This is a genomic window from Blautia sp. 210820-DFI.6.14 (assembly GCF_020558815.1).
GTDB classification, from domain to species: domain Bacteria; phylum Bacillota; class Clostridia; order Lachnospirales; family Lachnospiraceae; genus Blautia_A; species Blautia_A obeum.
Map to the genome: position 1 here is coordinate 191687 of NZ_JAJCKS010000003.1, position 23504 is coordinate 215190.

The 23504-nt window shown below is 42.8% G+C and carries 18 protein-coding genes; 12 read left to right on the plus strand and 6 right to left on the minus strand.

What is annotated here, in order from left to right; all coding sequences use genetic code 11:
* Positions 1-16: 16 nt before the first annotated feature.
* From LI112_RS04760 to LI112_RS04775, 4 genes are all read left to right on the plus strand, one after another.
* Positions 17-517 carry a GreA/GreB family elongation factor gene (locus LI112_RS04760; RefSeq protein WP_055066545.1) on the plus strand — a complete coding sequence of 167 codons (501 nt, stop codon included), beginning with the start codon at positions 17-19 and terminating at the stop codon, positions 515-517.
* Between the two features lie 145 nt (positions 518-662).
* Positions 663-2429, plus strand: coding sequence for a Na/Pi cotransporter family protein (locus LI112_RS04765; protein WP_227190312.1), 1767 nt, complete (start codon positions 663-665; stop codon positions 2427-2429).
* A gap of 40 nt (positions 2430-2469) precedes the next feature.
* A complete protein-coding gene (locus LI112_RS04770) occupies positions 2470-3138 on the plus strand; it encodes a winged helix-turn-helix domain-containing protein (RefSeq protein ID WP_005421905.1) in 669 nt (222 codons plus the stop codon).
* 1 nt (position 3139) lies between these two features.
* Complete coding sequence (locus tag LI112_RS04775) at positions 3140-4471, plus strand: ATP-binding protein (RefSeq protein WP_227190313.1); 1332 nt, start codon at positions 3140-3142, stop codon at positions 4469-4471.
* Between the two features lie 36 nt (positions 4472-4507).
* Here the strand turns inward: LI112_RS04775 and nagB are convergent, their stop codons facing one another.
* Together nagB and LI112_RS04785 are read right to left on the minus strand one after the other, a co-directional pair.
* Positions 4508-5239 (minus strand): glucosamine-6-phosphate deaminase, encoded by a 732-nt coding sequence (gene nagB, locus LI112_RS04780; protein ID WP_055056756.1) that lies wholly within the window; start codon positions 5237-5239, stop codon positions 4508-4510.
* A 73-nt stretch (positions 5240-5312) separates the two neighbouring features.
* On the minus strand, positions 5313-6218 hold the full coding sequence (locus LI112_RS04785) for an AraC family transcriptional regulator (protein WP_055056755.1): 906 nt from the start codon (positions 6216-6218) through the stop codon (positions 5313-5315).
* Positions 6219-6459: 241 nt separating this feature from the next.
* On the opposite strand from LI112_RS04785, the gene LI112_RS04790 reads away from it, so the two are divergent.
* Together LI112_RS04790 and LI112_RS04795 are read left to right on the plus strand one after the other, a co-directional pair.
* Positions 6460-7389: a sugar phosphate nucleotidyltransferase gene (locus tag LI112_RS04790; protein WP_055056754.1), complete on the plus strand. Its 930-nt coding sequence runs from the start codon at positions 6460-6462 to the stop codon at positions 7387-7389.
* Positions 7390-7407: 18 nt separating this feature from the next.
* Positions 7408-8493, plus strand: a complete 1086-nt coding sequence (locus LI112_RS04795) for a phosphotransferase enzyme family protein (protein ID WP_117592138.1) — start codon at positions 7408-7410, stop codon at positions 8491-8493.
* 70 nt (positions 8494-8563) lie between these two features.
* Here the strand turns inward: LI112_RS04795 and LI112_RS04800 are convergent, their stop codons facing one another.
* The 3 genes from LI112_RS04800 to LI112_RS04810 form a co-directional block, all read right to left on the minus strand.
* Positions 8564-9409 carry a carbohydrate ABC transporter permease gene (locus LI112_RS04800; protein WP_005421922.1) on the minus strand — a complete coding sequence of 282 codons (846 nt, stop codon included), beginning with the start codon at positions 9407-9409 and terminating at the stop codon, positions 8564-8566.
* A complete protein-coding gene (locus LI112_RS04805; RefSeq protein WP_005421924.1) occupies positions 9409-10296 on the minus strand; it encodes a carbohydrate ABC transporter permease in 888 nt (295 codons plus the stop codon). Before LI112_RS04805 ends, LI112_RS04800 begins: the two co-directional genes overlap by 1 nt.
* A gap of 125 nt (positions 10297-10421) precedes the next feature.
* Positions 10422-11660 (minus strand): ABC transporter substrate-binding protein, encoded by a 1239-nt coding sequence (locus LI112_RS04810; protein WP_022388661.1) that lies wholly within the window; start codon positions 11658-11660, stop codon positions 10422-10424.
* A gap of 382 nt (positions 11661-12042) precedes the next feature.
* On the opposite strand from LI112_RS04810, the gene galE reads away from it, so the two are divergent.
* Positions 12043-13059 (plus strand): UDP-glucose 4-epimerase GalE, encoded by a 1017-nt coding sequence (galE, locus tag LI112_RS04815; protein WP_005421929.1) that lies wholly within the window; start codon positions 12043-12045, stop codon positions 13057-13059.
* Between the two features lie 81 nt (positions 13060-13140).
* Here the strand turns inward: galE and LI112_RS04820 are convergent, their stop codons facing one another.
* A complete protein-coding gene (locus LI112_RS04820) occupies positions 13141-14619 on the minus strand; it encodes a DUF1846 domain-containing protein (RefSeq protein WP_005421939.1) in 1479 nt (492 codons plus the stop codon).
* Between the two features lie 176 nt (positions 14620-14795).
* Between LI112_RS04820 and ftsH the strand changes: the two genes are divergently transcribed.
* The 5 genes from ftsH to LI112_RS04845 all read left to right on the plus strand — a co-directional run bounded on the left by ftsH (position 14796) and on the right by LI112_RS04845 (position 23492).
* On the plus strand, positions 14796-16859 hold the full coding sequence (gene ftsH, locus LI112_RS04825) for an ATP-dependent zinc metalloprotease FtsH (protein ID WP_055066539.1): 2064 nt from the start codon (positions 14796-14798) through the stop codon (positions 16857-16859).
* A 1-nt stretch (position 16860) separates the two neighbouring features.
* Positions 16861-18711: an excinuclease ABC subunit UvrC gene (uvrC, locus tag LI112_RS04830; RefSeq protein WP_005421948.1), complete on the plus strand. Its 1851-nt coding sequence runs from the start codon at positions 16861-16863 to the stop codon at positions 18709-18711.
* A gap of 20 nt (positions 18712-18731) precedes the next feature.
* Entirely contained in the window at positions 18732-19664 is a 933-nt protein-coding gene (hprK, locus tag LI112_RS04835; protein ID WP_022388333.1) for an HPr(Ser) kinase/phosphatase, read from the plus strand.
* Between the two features lie 57 nt (positions 19665-19721).
* Complete coding sequence (locus LI112_RS04840) at positions 19722-20657, plus strand: ROK family glucokinase (protein WP_022388334.1); 936 nt, start codon at positions 19722-19724, stop codon at positions 20655-20657.
* A gap of 171 nt (positions 20658-20828) precedes the next feature.
* Positions 20829-23492: a transglycosylase domain-containing protein gene (locus LI112_RS04845; protein WP_117739092.1), complete on the plus strand. Its 2664-nt coding sequence runs from the start codon at positions 20829-20831 to the stop codon at positions 23490-23492.
* Positions 23493-23504 lie beyond the last annotated feature (12 nt).

A 23504-nucleotide genomic window follows, 5' to 3' on the forward strand; every position in this document is an offset into this window, starting at 1 on the left:
CACAGGAGTGATAAATATGGGAGAAAAACTCACTAAACGAGATATTGAAAAAATCGAGGAAGAGATCGAACATCGTAAGCTTGTGATAAGAAAAGAAGCGATCGAGGCTGTCAAAGAAGCACGTGCACAGGGAGACCTGAGTGAAAATTTTGAGTACTATGCTGCGAAAAAGCATAAGAATCAGAATGAAAGCCGTATCCGCTATCTGGAGAGAATGCTGAAAACAGCAACAGTTGTAGATGATTCTTCGAAGTCTGATGAAGTCGGTATGGATGATATCGTTGAAGTAGAGTTTGAAGAAGATGGAGAAGTGGAAAAGTATAAACTTGTCACATCTATCCGTGGGAATTCCATGGAAAACCGTGTCAGCATCGAATCTCCGATCGGAAAGGCATTGAAGGGACACAGAGTCGGAGACAGAGTACTGGTTAATGTCAATGAAAATGTCAGCTATTATCTGCGCATCAAATCAATCGACAAGACCGGAGATGAGGGCGAAGATATCCGCAGCTTCTAAAAAGTAAAACAGGTTTTAAAATAAGACAGTAAGAGAGATTTTTTGACAAGATTCGATTTTACAAAGATTTAACATAATACTGGTGAGAACTTTACAAGGTGTCAATATGATGAAAACATATTAAATTCAGGTAAAGGAGAATAATATGAATTTTTTCAGTATATTGACATTATTAGGAGGTCTTGCCATGTTCCTGTACGGAATGCAGGTCATGGGAGATGGACTTGCGAAAGTCTCAGGCGGGAAGCTGGAACAGATTCTGGAGAACCTTACATCCAGTAAATGGAAAGCAGTTCTTCTGGGTATGTGTGTGACGGCAGTTATTCAGTCGTCTTCCGCAACGACCGTTATGGTGGTCGGATTTGTAAACTCCGGAATCATGAAGCTGACGCAGGCAGTTGGCATCATTATGGGTGCCAATATTGGTACCACGATTACATCCTGGATCTTGAGTCTGACCGGAATCGAGAGTAGCAACTTTTTTATCAGTCTGCTGAAGCCGAGTTCTTTTTCACCAATTCTCGCGATGATTGGAATTATTTTGCTGACTTTTACAAAGAGTTCCCGCAAAAAAGACATCGGTACGATCATGCTTGGTTTTGCAGTACTGATGTTTGGTATGGAAAGTATGAGCGGAGCTGTGAAACCTCTGGCTGATGTACCGGAGTTTACCGGACTGCTTCTGAAGTTCTCCAACCCGGTTGCCGGAATCCTTGCAGGTACGATCCTGACTGCGATTATCCAGTCTTCATCCGCATCTGTAGGTATCCTGCAGGCACTCTGTATGACAGGAGCAGTACCATTCAGCTCTGCATTCCCGATCATCATGGGGCAGAATATCGGTACCTGTGTGACCGCGCTCCTTTCTGCAATCGGAGCGAATAAGAATGCAAAACGTGCAGCGATGATACATCTGTATTTCAATCTGATTGGAACTGTGGTATTCATGATTCTGTTCTATCTGATCAATGCTGCTGTTCATTTTCCGTTTATGACACAGATGGCGACACCGGCAACGATCGCGATCACTCACAGTGTGTTTAATATCACGGCAACACTGGTATGGCTGCCATTCTCTAATCTGCTTGTAAAACTTGCCTGTCTTACGATCCGTGATGACAAGAAAGATGAAGTCAGCAAAGAGGATCAGGAGTTTATGATCCTGGAATCCCGTTTCCTTGAAAAACCTGCTTTTGCAGTGGAACAGGGAAGAAATGCTGCAAGACAGATGGAGAAAGATTCCAGAAAGGCACTCAATATTGCACTGGATCTGATCTATGATTACAGTGAAGAACAGGCAGAACGTGTACAGAAGATTGAGGCAAAAGTAGATCGTTATGAGGACGAGCTAGGAACATATCTTGTAAAGCTGAATAACAAAAATCTGTCAGAGAGAGACAGCCATAGTGTATCAACGATGTTGCATTGTATCGGAGATTTTGAACGAATCTCAGACCATGCGGTCAATATTATGGAGTCAGCACAGGAGCTTCATGAGAAAAATCTTACTTTTTCAGCTCAGGCACGAAATGAGCTGCAGGTTCTGATCGCTGCCGTCAGCAGGATCGTAGATACAGCATATCAGATTTTTGACAAGCAGGATCTGAATCTGACAGAGGATGTAGAACCACTGGAAGAAATTGTGGATGAATTAAGCAAAGAATTAAAACGTCGTCACATTAATCGGCTTCGTTCCGGAGAATGTACGATTGAAATGGGATTTATTCTGACAGATCTTCTTACCAGTCTGGAAAGAATTGCGGATCACTGCTCGAATATCAGTGTCTGCATCACACAGGTAAGGGAGAATCTTTATGATACACACAGTCATCTGGAAAGCCTCAAGAGTGAACCGGATGATTCATACTTTAATCGTCTGGAAGAACTGCAGAAAGAGTATGTACTTCCGTAGAATATTTGCAGGGCTCCCGGACAGAAAGGAATTATGCTGAATGATCTATTGTGTGGAAGACGAAAAAAATATCAGAGAGCTGCTGATCTATACACTGGAAACGACCGGGTTTTCTGCAAGAGGGATGGCAAACAGTAAAGAACTGAAAGATGCACTGAAAGAAGAACTGCCGGATCTGATCCTTCTGGATATCATGCTTCCGGGAGAAGATGGATACAGCATTCTGGAACGTCTGAAAGCTTCATCGGAAACCCAAAATATTCCGGTGATCATGGTGACGGCAAAAGAAGCGGAGTACGATAAAGTAAGAGGTTTGGAAGCAGGCGCGGATGATTATATCACCAAACCGTTTGGAATGATGGAGTTTGTTGCCAGAGTCAAAGCGGTTCTCAGGCGCTGTTCAAGACAGGAAGAAGACAAAGAACTGAAATGTGATGATCTGAGATTGTCTGTGGGCAGACATAAAGTTTACTGGAAAGAGGAAAAAGTAGAACTGACCAGAAAAGAATTTGAACTTCTTCAGTATTTGATGGAAAACAAAGGTCTGGTCATGACCAGAAATCAGATTCTCTGTCATGTATGGGGATATGATTTTGATGGAGAAACAAGAACGGTGGATGTGCATGTCCGTACGCTTCGTCAGAAACTGGGAGAAGCAGGCAACTTGATAGAAACGGTGCGTGGCGTCGGCTATCGGATAGGAGCATGATATGAGGAAAAAAATACTGAATCATACCTGTATACTGGTAGTTGTTTCTGTACTTCTGACATTTCTTGCAGCAGGACTGGTCATGTATGGTAAATACAATGAAGATCTGAAGGAAAGTGTCCGGGACAGCCTGAAATATGTGCAGGATGGCGTAGAAAAGATGGGTAATTCCTATCTGGATGATGCACTTGGAAAGGCTACTTCAGCCCGCATTACGCTACTTGATCCAAAGGGAAATGTCCTGTTCGATTCGCTGGAGAATTCTGCAGAACTTGAAAATCACAGTAACCGTCCGGAATTTATTCAGGCAGAGAAGAATGGATACGCGGAATCACTGAGATACTCGGAAACATTGTCAAAACAGAATTTTTATTGTGCGGTAAAACTGGCTGATGGAGACATCCTGCGTGTTGGAAGAACAACGGATAGTGTGTTTTATACGATGTTATCGAGTTCGGTACTGCTTGGAGGACTGCTGATTCTGATTTTTGCAGTGACATTTATTCTGGTCCGCAAACAGACAAAAGATCTGATCGAGCCAATTAATACACTGAATCTGGAAGAGCCGCTCAAGGATGTGGCATATGAAGAATTACGTCCGCTTCTTGGAAGGGTGGATCAGCAGAATAAACAGATCGCCAAACAGATGGAAGAACTGAAAGAGGCAGAAGCAGTGCGCAGAGAATTTTCGGCAAATGTTTCGCATGAGCTCAAGACACCACTTATGTCAATCTCCGGATATGCAGAACTTATGATGAATGGGATGGTTCCTGATGAAAAGGTGCCGGAATTTTCGGGCAGGATTTATCATGAAGCAAGTCGTCTGAGTGCGCTGGTCGCAGATATCATTCAGCTTTCCAGACTGGATGAAAAAAACAGTGCCCTTCCGTTTGAACCGGTAGATCTGTATGAACTGGCAGAGGACATTGTTTTGCATCTGGACAGTGCGGCTTCGAAAAAAAATATAAATGTATCACTTGAGGGGAATGCGGTAACGGTACAGGGGGTACGGCATGTGATCTATGAGATGCTGTATAATATTGCGGATAATGCAATTCGTTATACGGATCAGAATGGTACAGTAAATATTTTTACGGGAACAGTCAATGGACATGCTTTTTACCGTGTGGAAGATAATGGAATTGGTATTCCGGAAAATGAACAGAAGAGAATTTTTGAACGTTTTTACCGGGTCGATAAAAGCCATTCCCGTGCGACCGGTGGAACAGGCCTTGGACTTTCTATTGTAAAACATGGAGCAATCCTTCATAATGCAGAGATAAAACTGGAAAGTGAGCCTGGCAAGGGTACAAAAATGGAGCTGGTGTTCTGAGAACACCGGCTCCTTTTTGCGTTACAGAATTCAAATTCAGAAGTCCATTGCAGAAAGGGCATCTTCATCAGCGATGATCGTGCAGTCCGGGTGGAACTGTAAGATCGATCCTGGCACTTCTGGAGTGACTGGCCCTTGAATGACCTGTTTCAGAATTTCAGCTTTATCTTTACCGCTGACGACCACAAGAATCTTCCGGCACCGCATGATCGTTCCGATTCCCATGGTATATGCCTGTTTTGGAACATCCTTTTCGCTGTCAAAGAATCGTTTGTTGGCCTGAATCGTGGTTTCAGTCAAATCTACGCAGTGAGTCTCGTTTTCAAAATGGTCGGATGGTTCATTAAAACCAATATGTCCATCGTGACCAAGCCCGAGGATCTGGATATCAGCTGGACCGATCTTGTGAAGCAGTTCGTTATATGCCTGGCATGCTTTTTCAGCATCTGGTTCTGTGCCGTTCGGAACGTATGTATTTGCATGGTTGATATTTATTTTGTGGAACAGATGGGTATTCATAAAATAGCGGTAGCTCTGTTCATCAGAACCAGCCAGTCCTTTATATTCATCGAGATTGACAGTCGTTACCTGAGAAAAATCCAGGTCACCGTTTTCGTACATTTCTACCAGATGTTCATAAGTTCCAACAGGAGATGAACCTGTAGCAAGGCCAAGAATACTGTCCGGTTTCAGAATTATCTGTGCCGCAATCAGATTGGCCGCCTTTCGGCTGAGTTCCTGATAATTTTTTACTTTACAGATTTGCATGTTTCCTCCTTCTTGTCCGTTTAGTGGACATGTGCATTTACATTTATTATATATATTTTTGTATTCGTCATGTTTAAGATTGAGATTGTGGACGTTCAGATAATGCCTTGATGGATGTGGCGTATTCTGTTGGTGTCATGCCGGACAGCTTTTTGAACTGTCTGGAAAAATAATGGATGGAAGAATATCCCAGAAAATCAGATATCTGTGTAAAATTCATATCATTTTCACGAATCAGCTGTTTGGCAAAGTCAATCTTCATACGGGAAAAGAATTCGATAACTCCGCACTGATATTCTTCACGGAAAAGCTTTTGAAGCTGAGAACGTCCAATCATATTGTCCTTGGAGATATCTTCAATTGTCAGAGACTGCCGCACATGTTCTCCGAGATAGTGGATGATATTCCGGCAGGTTTCAGAGCTTGTCTGACAGGAATCATAAATCCCTGCGGAAGCAGAATAATGTGCGATAGTGTATCTGCGGATCATATGGATCAGAAGTTCTTCGAGATACAGCGTCAGAAGCTTCTGAGAACCAAAAGGGACAGTACTTTTTTTGACCATTTTTTCAAGATATGGATTATCCAGGGGAGAAGCAAAACAGTTTCTTGCTTCCGCAATAATGCGTCCCAGAATACTTCGTTCGGTATCGGAAAATTCGAGTATTTTATTTTCAAAAAATTTCATACATGGGGAATTGCACGCAAAAGAGATTACAATGATATTTGGTGCAGTTCTGCCATTTGCTTTCAAAGTATGAAATTCATTTGGACGATGAAAGATGACCTGACTGCGTGTGAGAGTATAGGTACCATTGTCTGTGATAACTTCGGCAGCACCTTTATCTACACATTGAAATTCCCAGAAATCATGACGTTCACCATCGAAATGAAAATCATTTCTGTATTCGTAGTAATGAATTGTATAAATATCTGATACAAATAGTTCCTGATCCAGTTGAATGCTCTGATATGCCACGGGATAACCTCCTTGGTCAGATGATGTTCGTCATTTGTAATATTGCTTGTAAATATTATACTAATGAATTTGTGATAAATAGTCAAATCATTATTGATAATGTGCAAAAATATAATTTTTTTGTGCAAATACTAAAAATGAAAAAAAGGTAATATGGTATGGGAAATAAAATTATTTGTTGTCATATCTGAAATTCTGTTGTACGATTTAAAAGAGTATGAAGAAACAGGAGGGAAAATTGATGAAGAAACCAGTTTTAGTAGTTATGGCTGCGGGAATGGGAAGCCGTTACGGTGGACTGAAACAGATCGATCCGATCGATAAAGAAGGTCATATTATTATGGATTTTTCTATTTATGATGCAGTGAGAGCCGGATTTGAAAAAGTTGTATTTATCATAAAGAAAGAAAATGAAAAAGCTTTTCGTGAAGCAATCGGAGAGCGTCTGAGTAAGCAGATCGAAGTTGCATATGTGTTCCAGGAACTTGATAATCTCCCGGAGGGATATACTGTTCCTGAGGGAAGAGTAAAACCATGGGGAACCGGTCATGCCGTCTTAAGCTGTATTGATGAGATTGACGGACCATTTGCTGTTATCAATGCAGATGACTATTATGGAGTACATGCATTTAAGATGGCATATGATTTCCTGACTTCTGAGCAGGAAAAAGAAGATGTTTACCATTATATGATGGTTGGATATCGTCTGGAAAATACTCTGACAGAGAATGGTCATGTTGCCAGAGGGGTATGCGTGACAGATGAGGAAGGTCATCTGATCAAGATCAATGAGCGTACTCATATCGAGAAACATGATGGAGGTACGGCATATACAGAAGACGATGGGAAATCTTGGACAATGCTTCCGGAAGGCAGTATTGTTTCCATGAATATGTGGGGATTTTCGAACAGCATCCTTAAGGAATTAAAAGAGCGTTTCACAGCATTCCTGGATGATGCGATCAAGAATAACCCGATGAAAGGTGAATACTTCCTTCCGTTTGTTGTGGATGAACTTCTTCAGGAAAAGAAAGCTACTGTCAAGGTGCTAAAATCCGAAGATAAATGGTATGGAGTTACTTACAAAGAAGATAAACCAATGGTAATGACTGCAATCCAGAATCTGAAAGATCAGGGTCTGTATCCGCAGAAACTGTGGGAGGAAGCATAAGTGGAGACCAGTAATAAAGTGCACGAAGCAATTGATGGATTTAAACTGCCGGGTGAACTGAAAGAATGTATCCGATATGGAAGTGGACATATTAATGATACATACAGACTGACCTACGAGACACCACAGGGAACAAAACGTTATATTCTGCAGAGAATGAGTAAGAGTATTTTTAAGAAACCGGTAGAACTGATGGAGAATGTCAGCGGCGTTACTGCCTGGCTTCGTAAAAAGATCATCGAGAATGGCGGAGATCCGGAGAGAGAGACGCTTACTTTGGTAAAAAGTAATGATGGCCTTCCGTATTTTGTAGATTCTACAGGAGAATACTGGAGAGTATATCTCTTTATAGAAGGTGCGACCTGCTATGATGCAGTAAAGGATGATAATGATTTTTATCAGAGTGCAGTGGCTTTTGGACATTTCCAGAGACTTCTTGCGGATTATCCGGCAGAAACTCTGCATGAGACAATCAAGGATTTTCATAATACACCGGATCGTCTGGAGAAATTTAAGAAAGCAGTTGCAGAGGATATCTGTGGAAGAGCTGCTTCTGTTCAGAAAGAAATTGATTTTATTCTCGAAAGAGAAGAACTGACACATGCACTGTATGATCTGCAGCTGGATGGAAGACTTCCTCTTCGAGTTACACATAATGATACGAAACTGAACAATATCATGATTGACGATGAGACAGGAAAGGCAATCTGTGTCATCGATCTGGATACGGTTATGCCTGGCCTTACTGCAAATGATTTTGGCGATTCTATTCGTTTTGGAGCAAGTACTGCGCTGGAAGATGAGCAGGATCTTTCAAAGGTATCCTGTGATCTTCATCTTTTTGATGTATATGCGAGGGGATTTATTGAAGGATGTGGAGGAGCACTGACCGATTTAGAAATCGACATGCTGCCGATGGGGGCGATCCTTATGACATTTGAGAATGGGATCCGTTTCCTGACTGATCATCTGGAGGGTGATCATTATTTCCATATTCATCGTGAGGGGCACAACCTTGACCGCTGCAGGACACAGCTTACTCTTGTTAAAGATATGCAGGAAAAACTGCCGCAGATGAATGCAATCATTCAGAAATATAAATAATATTAAATATGATCAAATAAAAAAGCTTCGGAACTTTGTGAACAGCTCCGAAGCTTTTTTAGTGTGCATATCAGCCTTTAACACCACCGGAAGTAAGACCGCCGACAAGGTGTTTCTCGATTGCGACAAAAAGAATAATAACTGGCACTGTTGCAAACAGAGAGGATGCAAACAGATACTGCCATTCCACCATATTGTAGCCATTGAAGATTGTAATACCGACTGTCAGAGGTTTCAGGACATCTGTAGAAATCAATGTCAGAGCAACGGTATATTCGTTCCAGGCGTTGATGAATACGAAAATCAGGGCAGTAACGATACCAGGTGCTGCTACAGGAAGAAGGATACGGATCAGGGCAGAAACCTTTCCACAGCCGTCTACGGTAGCTGCCTGTTCCATTTCAGGAGAAATGGAGATAAAGGTACCGCGCAGCAGCCAGATTGCAAATGCCTGGTTAAATGCTGCATTGATAAATACCAGCCCTACGAGACTGTCTGTCATGCCAAAAGTGGACATGATTTTGTAGATACCTACCAGAAGGACAACCGGTGCAAACATCTGAGAAATAATGACAATTCCCAGGAAGATTTTTTTACCTTTGAATTTCATTCGTGCAAGTGCATAGGCTGCCGGGATACCACATACGATCGCGATCAGAGTGGAACCACCTGCAACGATCAGTGAATTGATAAAGTATCTCGAAAGTGGAGCCAGAGTCCAGATGTCTTTGAAATTTTGCCACAACCAGTGGATTGGCAGGAGCGTTCCATCGGTGGAATAAATTTCTGCACGGCTTTTGGCTGCTGTTGTGAACATAACAAAGTATGGATACAATGTAACCAATACCACCAGAATTACAAAAAGATAAAGAAGAACTCGAAGGAGTATGCTTTTGGTGTCACGTGTTTTTTTCATTAGTCTTCATCCTCCTTTCTCAGTGAAAGTACCATATAAACAGAAGCACAGATACACAGAATCAGGAAACCAATCACAGAGACTGCAGCTGCTTCACCGGATTTGCCTTTGTAGAAGGCTAGTTTATAAAGGTATGTAACAAGGGTATCGGTACGGCTTGCCGGATCACCCTTGGTAATGGTCCAGATAATTGGGAAGGAGTTGAATACATAAATAATATTCAACACAGTACTTACAGTCAGAGAAGATTTTACCAGCGGAAGTGTGATCTTAAACAGTTTTTGCCAGTAATTTGCTCCATCAACAGTTGCAGCTTCATAATAAGAGTTATCAATGCTCTGCAGACCGGAAAGTACACAGAAGGTAACGAATGGCACGGTAACAAAGATACCTACAAAAATTTCCCATGCAAAATATGCACCAGGGGTAGGAGTCCAGTTTACCGGGCTGGAGATCAGACCGATTTTCATTAAAAGTGTATTCAGTGCACCGTAATCTTTATCAATGATGAATTTCCAGACACCTGCCTGAATGATCAGGGAAGTAGCCCATGGGAATACAATAATTGCACGAACGGCTTTACGGAAACGGAACTTGTTGTTCAGTACAAGTGCCAGGATAAAACCAAACACAGTAGAGATCACAACAACGGCAATGGTCCATACAAGTGTATTTTTGAGAACCAGTTTAAAGGTAGAACCTCTGAGGACTTTTGCAAAGTTGTCAAATCCACAGAAGCCTTTTACAAGTCCGGCCTTACTCACTTCGCTCATTGAAGTACGAAATACTTCAAAGATTGGAAAGAGTATGAAGATTGTCATAAGAAGGATACTTGGGAGCAACCACAGATAGGGCTCCAGAGCAGCCAGAGTTTTCTTTTTTTTCATAATAACACCACCAAATCATTTGTTAAAAATTTTCTGAGAAGTTTTTAACAGAAATTTTCAAAAGAAGCGGGAGCCGGTCACTAATGTTCCGGCTCCCGGTAAAGTTACATTTAATTGTAAGATGATCAGCCGGCAATATCAGCCTGAAGGTCATCCAGAAGTGTCTGAACGTCATCACCGAGAAGTGCGTTCTGTTCAACTTCGATTACGCCCTGTTTAACATCTGCCCATTCGGTCTTAGTTGCCGGGTAGAAGTTGCAGCTCTGCAGGATATCGATCCAGGATGCGAAAGTATCATCATCTTTTGCAAGAAGGTCTGCTGCTGTCTGAGTAGTAGGAAGGAATCCTTCAAATACCATGTAATCAGCGTAACGTTCGTCATCATAGAAGAAGTCGAAGAATTTACTGATGGCAGCTGTACGAGCTTCCTGATCTTCAGCGGAGTCATCTTTGAATACCTCGAGACGGTCGCAAACACCCATTGCAACAGAGTCACATCCTTCGTTAGCCGGGATAGTAGTTACATCGTAGTTGATGTCATATCCGCCATCAGAAAGATAAGTAGGAATGTTGTTCGGTCCGATCATCATAGCAACTTTTCCTGCACCGAACATATCCTGAAGATCATAACGTGTTTCGTTGGCCGGGTCAGAGTTTGTATATCCATCGTTTACAAGACCGATTGCAAAGTTAAGAGCTTCAACGTTCTTGTCACTGTTCAGAGCCCAGTCACCGTTTTCGTCTACAAATCCACCACCGTTGTTCCATGTATAATAGGAGAATGCAGCCTGACCTTCGTCAGTTGTCATATCAATACCCCATGGATAAACGTCATCACCGAATTTATCTTTGATCTTCTGTGCTGTTTCCTGAACTTCAGCCCATGTAGTAGGAACGGAAGCGCCTGCTTCATCAAGGATATCTTTATTATAGAAGAGAGCACGGCAGGATGCCAGGATCGGTAATGCGTATACAGTATCATCGATTGTGCTTGCTTCCCAGAATGCCGGGAAGAATTTTGCCTGGAGATCTTCAGAAGCATATTCTGTAGCAGGCATCAGCAGATCATCAGCCACATAATCTGCAAGAACATCGATGTTCAGAATATCAGGTGCATTGTTGTTTGCAACAAGTGTATTTACTTTTGTATAAAGATCATTCCAGGAAACAATTTCCACATTCAGATCGATATCAGGATTCTCTGCTTCAAAATCTTTCTCAAACTGAGTCCACCAGGTCTGAGTCTGAGTACCATACTGACTGATGATAACATCCAGAGTAGTTTTACTGTCTGCTGCAAGAACAGGCTGAGCCATTGATGCGGTCATTGCCAGTACCATAGCTAATGCGATTTTTCGTTTCATAGATAAGTCCTCCCTTTTGTTTGGTGAAACTGACAGAATCGTCAGTTTGGTTTCGTGGTTAGCACGAAGAATTTAGGTTGATTATATCGTTTATACCAGACAGTGTCAATAAAAATGTATAAAAAAGGCCCGAAATCACAAAAAAAATGATATATATTGCATAAAAATATGGAATGCCAGATTGCACAAACACAAGAATGCAGAAGTTCGGGTATATGGGATAAATAAAATCCTCACAAATATTCTGGTAATAGTAAAATCTGAGGGAGTTTTAGTAAAATCTGAGGGATACTTCTGGAATATATTGTGAAAAAAAAAGAATGATGATACAATGACATCGAAATAAAGCAGAACTAAAGCAAACGTCAGGAGGAGATAAATCATGGCAATTTTAGTAACAGGTGGAGCAGGTTTTATTGGAAGTCACACAGTGGTAGAGCTGCAGAATGCAGGATATGATGTGGTTGTTCTGGATAATTTAAGCAACTCCAGTGAAAAAAGCCTGGAACGAGTAGAAAAGATCACAGGTAAGCCGGTGAAGTTTTATAAAAAAGATATTCTGGATCGTGAAGGACTGAATGAAGTTTTTGAAAAGGAAGACATTGATTCCTGTATACATTTTGCTGGATTGAAAGCAGTCGGAGAGTCTGTTGTAAAACCTTGGGAATATTATGAGAATAATATTGCTGGTACACTTACTCTTGTAGATGTGATGAGAAAACACGGTGTCAAAAATATTATTTTCTCCTCTTCGGCAACTGTATATGGCGATCCGGCAATCATTCCGATCACAGAAGAATGCCCGAAAGGACAGTGCACCAATCCTTATGGCTGGACCAAATCCATGCTGGAACAGATTCTTACAGATATCCAGAAAGCAGATCCAGAATGGAATGTAGTACTTCTTCGTTACTTCAATCCGATCGGTGCTCATAAGAGTGGCCTTATCGGTGAGAATCCGAATGGTATTCCGAACAACCTGATGCCATATATCACACAGGTTGCAGTTGGTAAGCTGAAAGAGCTTGGAGTATTTGGTAATGATTATGATACACCGGATGGAACCGGAGTGAGAGATTACATTCATGTAGTTGACCTTGCAAAGGGGCATGTAAAAGCAGTTAAGAAACTGGAAGATAATTCCGGACTCAGTATTTACAATCTGGGAACAGGCAAAGGATACAGCGTCCTTGACATCGTTAAGAATTTTGAAGCTGCGACAGGAATCAAAATTCCTTACTCTATCAAACCACGTCGTGCAGGTGATGTTGCGACATGTTATTCTGATGCGACCAAAGCAAAGAAAGAACTTGGCTGGGAAGCAGAGTACGATATCAAAGATATGTGTGCAGATTCCTGGAATTTCCAGCAGAAGAATCCGAACGGATACGAAGACTAAATCTCAGAAGCATATATATAAAGATCCCCGATACCATTACGGTAGCGGGGATTTTTTGGAATCTGATGAAAGTTGATTGAATTAATGATATATTTTTTCTTTTTCAAATTTTGGCTCGCAGGTCAGTTCAATGCCAAGTTTGCGGAACTCCCAGATATCAACAGAAGACAGCATGACAGAGGTATGCGCCTGGCAGCCACGAAGAGATGGTAACTGTTCCAGTGCCTTGCGTGCTTCCGGATTATTTGCTGCGCTGACGGAAAGTGCGATCAGTGTCTCGTCAGTATGAAGACGTGGGTTTTTGCTTCCGAGATACTGCGTCTTTAATTCCTGAATCGGTCGTATTGCTTCTGGTGAGATTACATGGTTCTCATGAGGAATACCAGCCAGCTCTTTCAATGCATTCAGAAGAAGGGCAGAGGAGGCACCGAGCAGTTCAGAAGTTTTGCCGAAGATCATACGTCCGTCAGTCAGCTCCAGAGCGGCAGCAGGACCTTCGGTTTCTTTTTCTTTCTGAAGGCTTGCCGGAACAACTTTACGGTCTTCCAGAGAGGCATGAGCCTGTTTCAGAAGCAGTTCGATCTTACGGATTTCTTCTTCTGTACCTGTACCGGTGAGAAGCGCTGCACAGCTCTTATAGTAGCGGCGGATAATCTCCTGGCGTGATGCTTCACAGCAGGCTTCATCATCTACGATACAGTTTCCGGCCATATTTACACCCATGTCAGTAGGTGATTTGTAAGGGCACTCGCCCATGATCTTTTCGAACATTGCCTGGAGAACCGGGAAAATCTCCACATCACGGTTATAGTTGACCGTTGTTTCACCGTAAGCTTCCAGATGGAACGGGTCGATCATATTGACATCATTCAGGTCAGCAGTTGCTGCTTCGTATGCCAGATTGACCGGATGTTTCAGCGGAATGTTCCAGATTGGGAATGTTTCAAATTTGGCATAACCGGCAGCTACTCCGCGTTTGTATTCGTGATACAGCTGGGAAAGACAGGTCGCCATTTTTCCGCTTCCCGGTCCTGGCGCAGTGATAACTACCAGCGGTCTTGTGGTCTCGATATATTCGTTCTTTCCATATCCTTCATCACTTACGATAAGAGGGATATTGCTTGGATATCCGGGAATACTGTAGTGGAAATACACTTTGATGCCGAGCTTTTCAAGACGTTTCTTGAAATGATCAGCACTTTCCTGACCGGCATAACGTGTAATGCATACACTGCCTACATAGAGACCACGTTCTGTAAAGGCATCGATCAGACGCAGAACATCTTCATCGTAAGTAATACCAAGGTCTCCTCGCATTTTGTTTTTGTCAATATCTGCAGCACTGATAACGATAACGATCTCTGCCTGATCGCTCAGCTGCATGAGCATACGTAGCTTACTGTCAGGTTCGAAGCCTGGAAGAACACGGGAAGCATGATAATCATCAAAAAGTTTTCCGCCGAATTCCAGATAAAGTTTGTTGTCAAATTTGCTGATGCGGTCACGAATATGCTCGGACTGCATGGTCAGATACTTGTCATTATCAAATCCAATTTTCATTTATCGTTTTCCTTTCCCATCACATTTAGCCGGAACAAACTTCCGGCTATCACGTTGATAGTATACTACACTTACTGTTCACAGGCAAGTAATGTACTGCAAACAATCACAGTTTTTCAGTTGATTTATACAAGAAATATCTTTATAATAAAGAAGATAACAAGAGGAGGACAAGAATGAACAATCAGATGGACAATCGGCCGGATCGAAACCGTCCGAATCGAAACAATCCTGGCAATCAGGGACCGAATAAAAACCGCCAGTCTATTCTGGCTTTTTTGATTTGTCTGCTGATTTCACTGGTATGCCTGAGCTTTGTAACAGATATGATGAGCGACAAGTCCAGTGAGATCACATATGATAAATTTATCGAAATGGTAGAGAAGGATCAGGTAAAAGAAGTTACTCTTCAGTCAGGTGTGCTGACTGTTGTACCTAAGATTCAGAAATCCTACTACCAGAATGTAAGTTATAAAGTAAACCAGATGGAGGATGCAGACGCCCTTACAAAACGTCTGGAGGGAACGGATATCGTATTCCATTATGAGCAGCCGGATGCTATGGGAGAATTTGTTTCGACCATGATCAGTGTTCTACTGCCGACAGTAGTTCTGTTTTTTATGCTGATGTTTTTTATGCGGCGGATGAACAAAGGTGGAAACGGCATCATGGGTGTTGGTAAGAGCAGGGCAAAAGCTTATGTTCAAAAAGAAACCGGAGTGACATTTAAAGATGTTGCAGGACAGGAAGAAGCAAAAGAATCTTTGCAGGAAGTTGTGGATTTTCTGCATAATCCGGGGAAATACACTGCAATTGGTGCAAAACTTCCGAAAGGAGCGCTTCTTGTAGGACCTCCGGGAACAGGTAAGACACTTCTTGCCAAGGCAGTAGCAGGCGAGGCGAATGTACCGTTCTTTTCACTTTCTGGTTCAGAATTTGTAGAGATGTTTGTTGGTGTAGGTGCATCCCGAGTAAGGGACCTGTTTGAAGAAGCGAAGAAAAATGCACCATGTATCGTATTTATCGATGAGATCGATGCAATCGGTAAAAGCCGTGATTCACGTTACGGCGGAGGCAATGATGAACGTGAGCAGACACTGAATCAGCTGCTTGCGGAAATGGATGGATTTGATACTTCAAAAGGGCTTCTGATCCTCGCGGCAACCAATCGTCCAGAAGTACTGGATCCGGCACTTCTGCGTCCTGGCCGTTTTGACAGACGTATCATTGTTGATCGCCCGGATCTGAAAGGACGTGTGGAAATCCTCAAAGTCCATGCAAAAAACGTCATGCTGGATGAAACGGTCGATCTGGAAGCAATTGCGCTTGCTACATCAGGGGCTGTGGGATCAGATCTTGCCAATATGATCAATGAAGCTGCAATCCTTGCAGTCAAAAATGGCCGCAGAGCTGTTTCACAGAAAGATCTTCAGGAATCTGTTGAAGTTGTACTCGTTGGTAAAGAGAAGAAAGATCGTATCTTAAGCCCGCAGGAAAGAAAAATTGTTTCCTATCATGAAGTTGGCCATGCGCTTGTCAATGCGTTACAGAAAGATGCAGAACCTGTGCAGAAAATAACGATCGTGCCGAGAACCATGGGAGCACTTGGTTATGTTATGCAGGTACCTGAGGAAGAAAAATATCTTAATACCCAGAAAGAGCTGGAAGCAATGCTGGTCGGATATCTGGGTGGGCGTGCAGCAGAAGAAATCGTGTTTGATACGGTCACTACCGGTGCTGCCAATGATATTGAACAGGCAACTAAAGTTGCGCGTGCAATGATCACACAGTATGGTATGTCTCAGAAATTTGGACTGATGGGACTGGCATCTCAGGAAAATCAGTATTTGTCAGGCCGTGCGGTACTGAATTGTGGTGATGATACTGCAACAGAGATTGATCATGAGGTTATGCAGCTTCTGCATTATTCTTACGAAGAAGCCAAGAGACTTCTGAATGAGCACAGAGAGGCACTGGATAAGATCGCCGGATATCTCATCAGCAGAGAGACGATCACTGGTAAGGAATTTATGAAGATCTTCCGTGCAGTTGAGAAAGGACTGGAGATTCCGGAGAATCTGGAGGACCTTCCGGATGAAGTACAGACGACTGCCGACAAGACAGCAGTGGAAAATACAGAAGGGTTGACAGCGGAAGAAACACAGGCAGAACCTGTACATGAAATTGCAGCTGTTGATGTGACTGAAACAGACAACAACGAATCTGATTCTGAGGAGTAATATGTTTCAGATTGAAGAAGAACTAAAAAAACTTCCCGCGAAACCGGGTGTCTATCTGATGCACGATGAACGGGATGAGATCATTTATGTAGGAAAAGCTATCAGCCTTAAAAACCGTGTGCGGCAGTATTTTCAGAGCAGCCGTAACAAAGGTGCCAAGATTGAGCAGATGGTTACCCACATAGCCAGATTTGAATATATCATTACAGATTCTGAACTGGAGGCCCTGGTCCTTGAAAGCAATCTGATCAAGGAACATCGACCGAAATACAATACCATGCTGAAAGATGACAAGAGTTACCCGTTTATTAAGGTGACTGTTCAGGAGGCTTATCCAAGGGTATTGTTCGCCAGAAGAATGAAAAAAGACAAGAACCGTTATTTTGGTCCATATACCAGTGGTGGCGCTGTAAAAGATGTCATAGAACTGGTACGCAAATTATATCAGGTGCGTTCCTGTAATCGAAACCTTCCGAGAGACTGTGGAAAGGACCGTCCATGCCTGTATTATCACATGAAACAGTGCATGGGTCCGTGTACCGGACATGCGGATCAGCGTGCCTATAAAGAAAATATCCAGAAAGTCATTCGTTTTCTGAACGGGGATTTTCAGGAAACGATCGATCAGCTTACTGAAAAAATGCAGAAAGCATCTGAAGAAATGCGCTTTGAGGATGCTGCAGAAGCTCGAGATCTGATACGAAGTATCCAGAAGATCGGCGAGCGGCAGAAGATTACAGCATATGGAGAAGAAGACAGAGATATCATAGCGTGTGATATGGATGAAAGCCTTGATCTGCGAGAACAGGATGCAGTTGTTCAGGTGTTTTTTATGCGTGATGGCAAGCTGATCGGAAGAGATCATTTTTATCTGAGAGTGGCCAGAGGAGATACCCGGTCACAAGTATTGTCCAGTTTTGTAAAGCAGTTTTATGCCGGTACACCGTTTATTCCGGGAGAGATTACACTGCAGACAGAGATAGAAGATGCGGATGTTATTGAGGAATGGCTGACATCCAGAAGAAAACAGAAAGTTCGTATTGTTGTGCCAAAAAAAGGAACCAAGGAAAAGCTTGTTGAACTTGCATGGGAGAATGCGCGAATGGTTCTGGAGAAGGATCGTGAGCGTATTCGAAGGGAAGAAGGCAGAACGATCGGAGCGGTTCATGAAGTGGAAGATTGGCTTGGCCTTAAAGGTCTTAATCGAATGGAAGCTTTTGATATCTCTAATATCAGTGGATTTGAGTCCGTAGGTTCCATGGTTGTTTATGAGAAAGGAAAGCCAAAGCGCAGCGATTACCGTAAGTTTCGCATTAAATCTGTGCAGGGCCCGAACGATTATGCAAGTATGGAAGAGGTTTTGACAAGGCGGTTTACACATGAAAGCAACGGAGAATTTGACAGCTTTTCCAGAATGCCGGATCTGCTTCTGATGGATGGTGGAAGAGGACAGGTTAATATAGCACTGGGTGTTCTTGATAAACTTGGAATACGGATCCCGGTCTGTGGTATGGTAAAAGATGATCATCATCGAACGAGAGGACTTTATTTTGATAATATTGAAATACCAATCGACACCAACAGTGAAGGATTTCGCCTGATCACAAGAATACAGGATGAGGCTCACCGTTTCGCAATAGAATATCATCGATCGCTTCGAAGTAAAGAACAGGTTCATTCTGTTCTGGATGATATTCCGGGAATCGGCGAACGGAGACGAAAAGCTCTGATGCGACGTTACCGTTCGATAGAAGGAATCCGTGATGCAACGGTAGAAGAACTTGCAGAGACGGAGTCAATGAATATAGGAAGTGCAAAACAGGTGTATGAATTTTTTCACCCGAATAAATAAACATTAAAGGAGAACACATTATGAAAGGTGTATTGATGACAAAGATGGTACAGGAGCTTAACCTTACAAATCTGACTCCTGAAATTGATCTGTCCGAGATGCGGATCATGACGGCGGAAATCAACCGTCCGGCATTGCAGCTGACTGGTTATCTGGAGCATTTTGCAAATGAACGTGTTCAGATCATTGGTTATGTAGAGTACACATATCTGATGCAGCTCAGTGATGAAAAGAGAATAATGAAATATGAACGTTTTATTTCAAGTAAGATTCCATGTGTTATCTTCAGTACGATGACCAAGCCATCACAGGACATGATCGATATGGCAATCAAATACAATGTACCGACATTTGTTACAGAGAGAACCACTTCCAGTCTGATGGCAGAGATCATTCGCTGGCTTGGTGTTCAGCTGGCTCCATGTATTTCCATTCATGGTGTGCTTGTAGATGTTTATGGCGAAGGAATTCTGATCACAGGAGAGAGCGGTATTGGTAAGAGTGAAGCTGCACTGGAGCTGATCAAACGAGGACATCGTCTTGTAAGCGATGATGTTGTAGAGCTGCGTAAAGTCAGTGATGTCACTCTGGTAGGCTCGGCGCCGGATATTACCCGTCATTTTATCGAACTTCGCGGCATTGGTATTATTGATGTCAAGACACTGTTTGGTGTAGAAAGTGTTAAAGATACGCAGTCTGTTGATCTTGTCATCAAACTTGAAGAGTGGGACCGCGATAAAGAATATGATCGTCTCGGACTTCATGAAGAATATACAGAGTATCTTGGAAACAAGATTGTCTGCCATTCTCTGCCGATCAGACCAGGACGTAATCTGGCGGTTATTGTAGAATCAGCGGCTGTCAACCACCGACAGAAGAAGATGGGATACAATGCGGCAGAAGAACTGTACAAACGTGTACAGGCTAATATTGCACGTAAGCGTGAAAGCTGATAAAATATTTTTTTATAAAAACAAAAACGACTGGCAAACAGGGAAAGGTGGATGAAAATGGGTTCATATTGTTTTGGGATTGATGTAGGGGGGACAACCGTAAAATGCGGTCTTTTCCAGACAGACGGTAATCTTGTTGACAAATGGGAGATTCCAACAAGAACAGAAAATAAAGGCGAAAACATTCTTCCGGATGTGGCAAAGGCTATTCAAGACAAAATGGCAGAAAAAGGTATTGAGAAAGCTGATGTGGAAGGCGTTGGAATCGGAATTCCGGGACCGATCAATTCTAAAGGGGAAGCTGCATGTGCGGTAAATCTTTACTGGGGATTTACACCGGTAGCACAGATCCTTCATGATCTGACAGGACTTAAAGCATGTGCAGGAAATGATGCCAATGTTGCTGCTCTGGGAGAAGCGTGGAAAGGTGCAGCTGCCGGCTCTGATAATGTCATCATGGTGACACTTGGTACAGGTGTGGGTGGCGGAATCATTGTAGATGGCAAAATCGTTGCCGGAACACATGGTGCCGGTGGTGAAATCGGCCATGTGCTGGTTGTACGTGGCGAAGCAGAAAAATGTAACTGCGGCAATCATGGATGTCTGGAACAGTATGCATCTGCTACCGGAATCGTACGTGTGGCAGGAAGAATGCTTGCTGCATCTGAAGAAGACAGTACTCTTCGCGGACTCCAGAACATCACAGCAAAAGATGTCCTTGATGCATTCAAGGAAGGTGATGCACTTGCAGTGCGTACCATGGAATATGTAGGAGATCTTCTTGGTGGAGCACTTGCTGGTTTTGCGGCAGTTGTTGATCCGGAAGCAATCGTAATCGGTGGAGGGGTATCCAAGGCCGGACAGCCACTGATTGACTGCATTCAGAAATATTATATGAAATATGCATTTCCATCCTGCAAAGATACACAGATTGTTCTTGCAACACTTGGAAATGACGCTGGGATCTGCGGCGCAGCTAAAATGGTTCTTTAAGAATAACATTCTGAGAATAAAAGATCGTAAAATAAGAGATAAATACATAGAAGAAGCTTTCTATAAAAGGGAAGCTTCTTTTTTAATGTCAAAAATGTGAAGTTTTTATTTAGGGCTTTATTTACGAATTCTTATTTGTTATAATAAAACGGACTATTAAGGAGGAAAACCATGAATTACGGAAAAAAATCAGTCTCAAAGAAGCGAAATTCGCTGATTTCCCGTACTGCCATGATGGGAAAAAGAGCGCATGTTTCGTTGATCAGAGTCCTGTTTGTTGCTTTGATCACAATTTGCGTGGTTATAGGATGTACGGGAATCGGGGCTTTTCGAGGAATAATAGACAATGCACCGGATGCGAATGATATTGATATATCACCTCTGGGATATGCGACTTTTTTGTACGACGGGGACGGCAATCAGCTTCGTAAACTGACAGCACCAAGTTCCAACCGACTTCCGGTTTCCATAGACCAGATCCCGCTGGATCTTCAGCATGCAGTCGTGGCAATTGAAGATGAGCGTTTTTATGAGCATAATGGAATTGACGTAAGAGGTATTCTCCGTGCGTTTGTAAAGAATATCACATCTGGAGACCTTTCAGAAGGTGCCAGTACTATTACACAGCAGTTGCTTAAAAATAATGTATTTACGAACTGGACACAGGAATCAACCTGGCTGGAGCGTTTTACGCGTAAGATCCAGGAACAGTATCTTGCTGTTGAGGTCGAGAAGAACATCAATAACAAAAATGTAATTCTTGAAAACTATCTGAATACGATCAACCTGGGAGCCGGCACTTATGGCGTTCAGGCAGCGGCACACAAATATTTTGACAAAGATGTCTGGGATCTGAATCTTTCAGAATGTGCGACTCTGGCAGGAATCACACAGAATCCGACACAGTATAATCCAATTGAGCATCCGGAAGCAAACGCCAAAAGACGTAAAGAAGTTCTGGACCATATGCTGGATCAGGGATACATTACACAGGAACAGTATGATCAGGTGATCAATGATGACGTATATTCGGGTATTCAGGCAGCACAGGTTTTGAACTCCGAAACAGAAAATACGGTTTATTCTTACTTCGAGGATGAACTGATCGATCAGGTGGTCAATGACCTGATGAATATTAAAGGTTATACCCGCACACAGGCACAGAATCTTGTGTACAGCGGTGGATTGAGTATTTATACAACACAGGATGCACGAATCCAGAGCATCCTCGATGAAGAATATGCAGATCCATCCAATTATCCGGATTATGTACAGTATGCACTGGATTATGCACTGACAGTCAAGAATCCACAGGGTGAAGAAGTAAACTACAGTAAAGAAATGCTGAAACTTTATTTTCAGAATGAGGATCCGGAATTTGACCTTCTGTTTGATTCGCAGGAAGAAGGACAGGAATATGTGGATCGTTATAAAGCAAGTATTCTTGCGGATGGCAGCACGGTTGTAGCTGAGCGTGTAAGCTTTGCACCACAGCCGCAGTCTTCAATGAGTGTTATTGATCAGCATACTGGTTATGTTAAGGCCATTATTGGTGGCCGTGGAGAAAAGACAGCCAGTCTGACTCTGAACCGAGCAACAGATACGACCAGACAGCCTGGTTCTACATTTAAGATTCTTTCCACGTATGCACCAGCTCTCAATGAGAAGGGAATGACACTTGCAACAACGTTTGAAGATGAACCTTACAACTATCCGGATGGATCTCCGGTCAATAATGCTTCCAAGAGTTATGGTGGAACAACGACGATCCGAAAGGCAATTCAGAATTCCGTTAACGTTGTGGCAGTAAAATGTCTGGAAGAGGTTACTCCACAGCTTGGTCTGCAGTATCTGGATAATTTTGGATTTACAACACTGGCTCATGGAACAGAAGCGGACAGAGATGCCAATGGAACGGTCTGGACAGATGCGAACCTTCCACTTGCGCTCGGTGGTCTGACACATGGTGTAACGAACGTAGAGCTTTGTGCGGCATATGCGGCGATTGCCAACAGTGGTAATTATATTGAACCAATCTATTATACAAAGATTCTGGATCATAATGGAAATGTCCTGATTGAAAAGAACTCTGCAGGAAGATCTGTGATAAAAGAGAGTACAGCATGGCTGTTGACGAGTGCTATGGAAGATGTTGTAACACAGGGTACAGGTACAGCCTGCCAGCTTGATAATATGACAGTTGCAGGAAAGACAGGTACAACAGATGCGTACAATGACCTCTGGTTTGTAGGATATACACCATATTATACATGTGCAGTTTGGTCAGGATATGACAATAATGAAAAACTTCCGGAGGACGCCCGAAACTTCCATAAGAACCTTTGGAAGAAAGTAATGACACGAATTCATGAAGGCCTTGAGGACAGAGATTTTGATATGCCTGCAAGTGTTGACAAGATAAGTGTTTGTGAAGAGACGGGACTTCTTCCAAGAGCTGGCTGTCCGGTTATTACAGAATACTTTGATATTGGTGATATACCGACTGATTATTGTGATCAGCATTTCTACGGAGATGACGAAAGCGGTATGCAGGAATACACAACGGAAGAAGAAATATACAATCCAGAACCGACACCGGATCCGAATAATCCGAATGGTGATAATACCGGAGATAATACGGGCGACAATACCGGAGACAACACGGGTGATAATACGGGAGATAATACCGGAGATAACACCGGTGGTAATACGGGAGATAATACCGGAGATAACACCGGAGATACCGGCGGTGGAGATGCCGGTGGCGGAGATACTGGTGGAGGAGATACCGGTGGCGATACTGGCGGCGGAGATGCCGGTTATACAGAAGAATAGTATCTGAATATA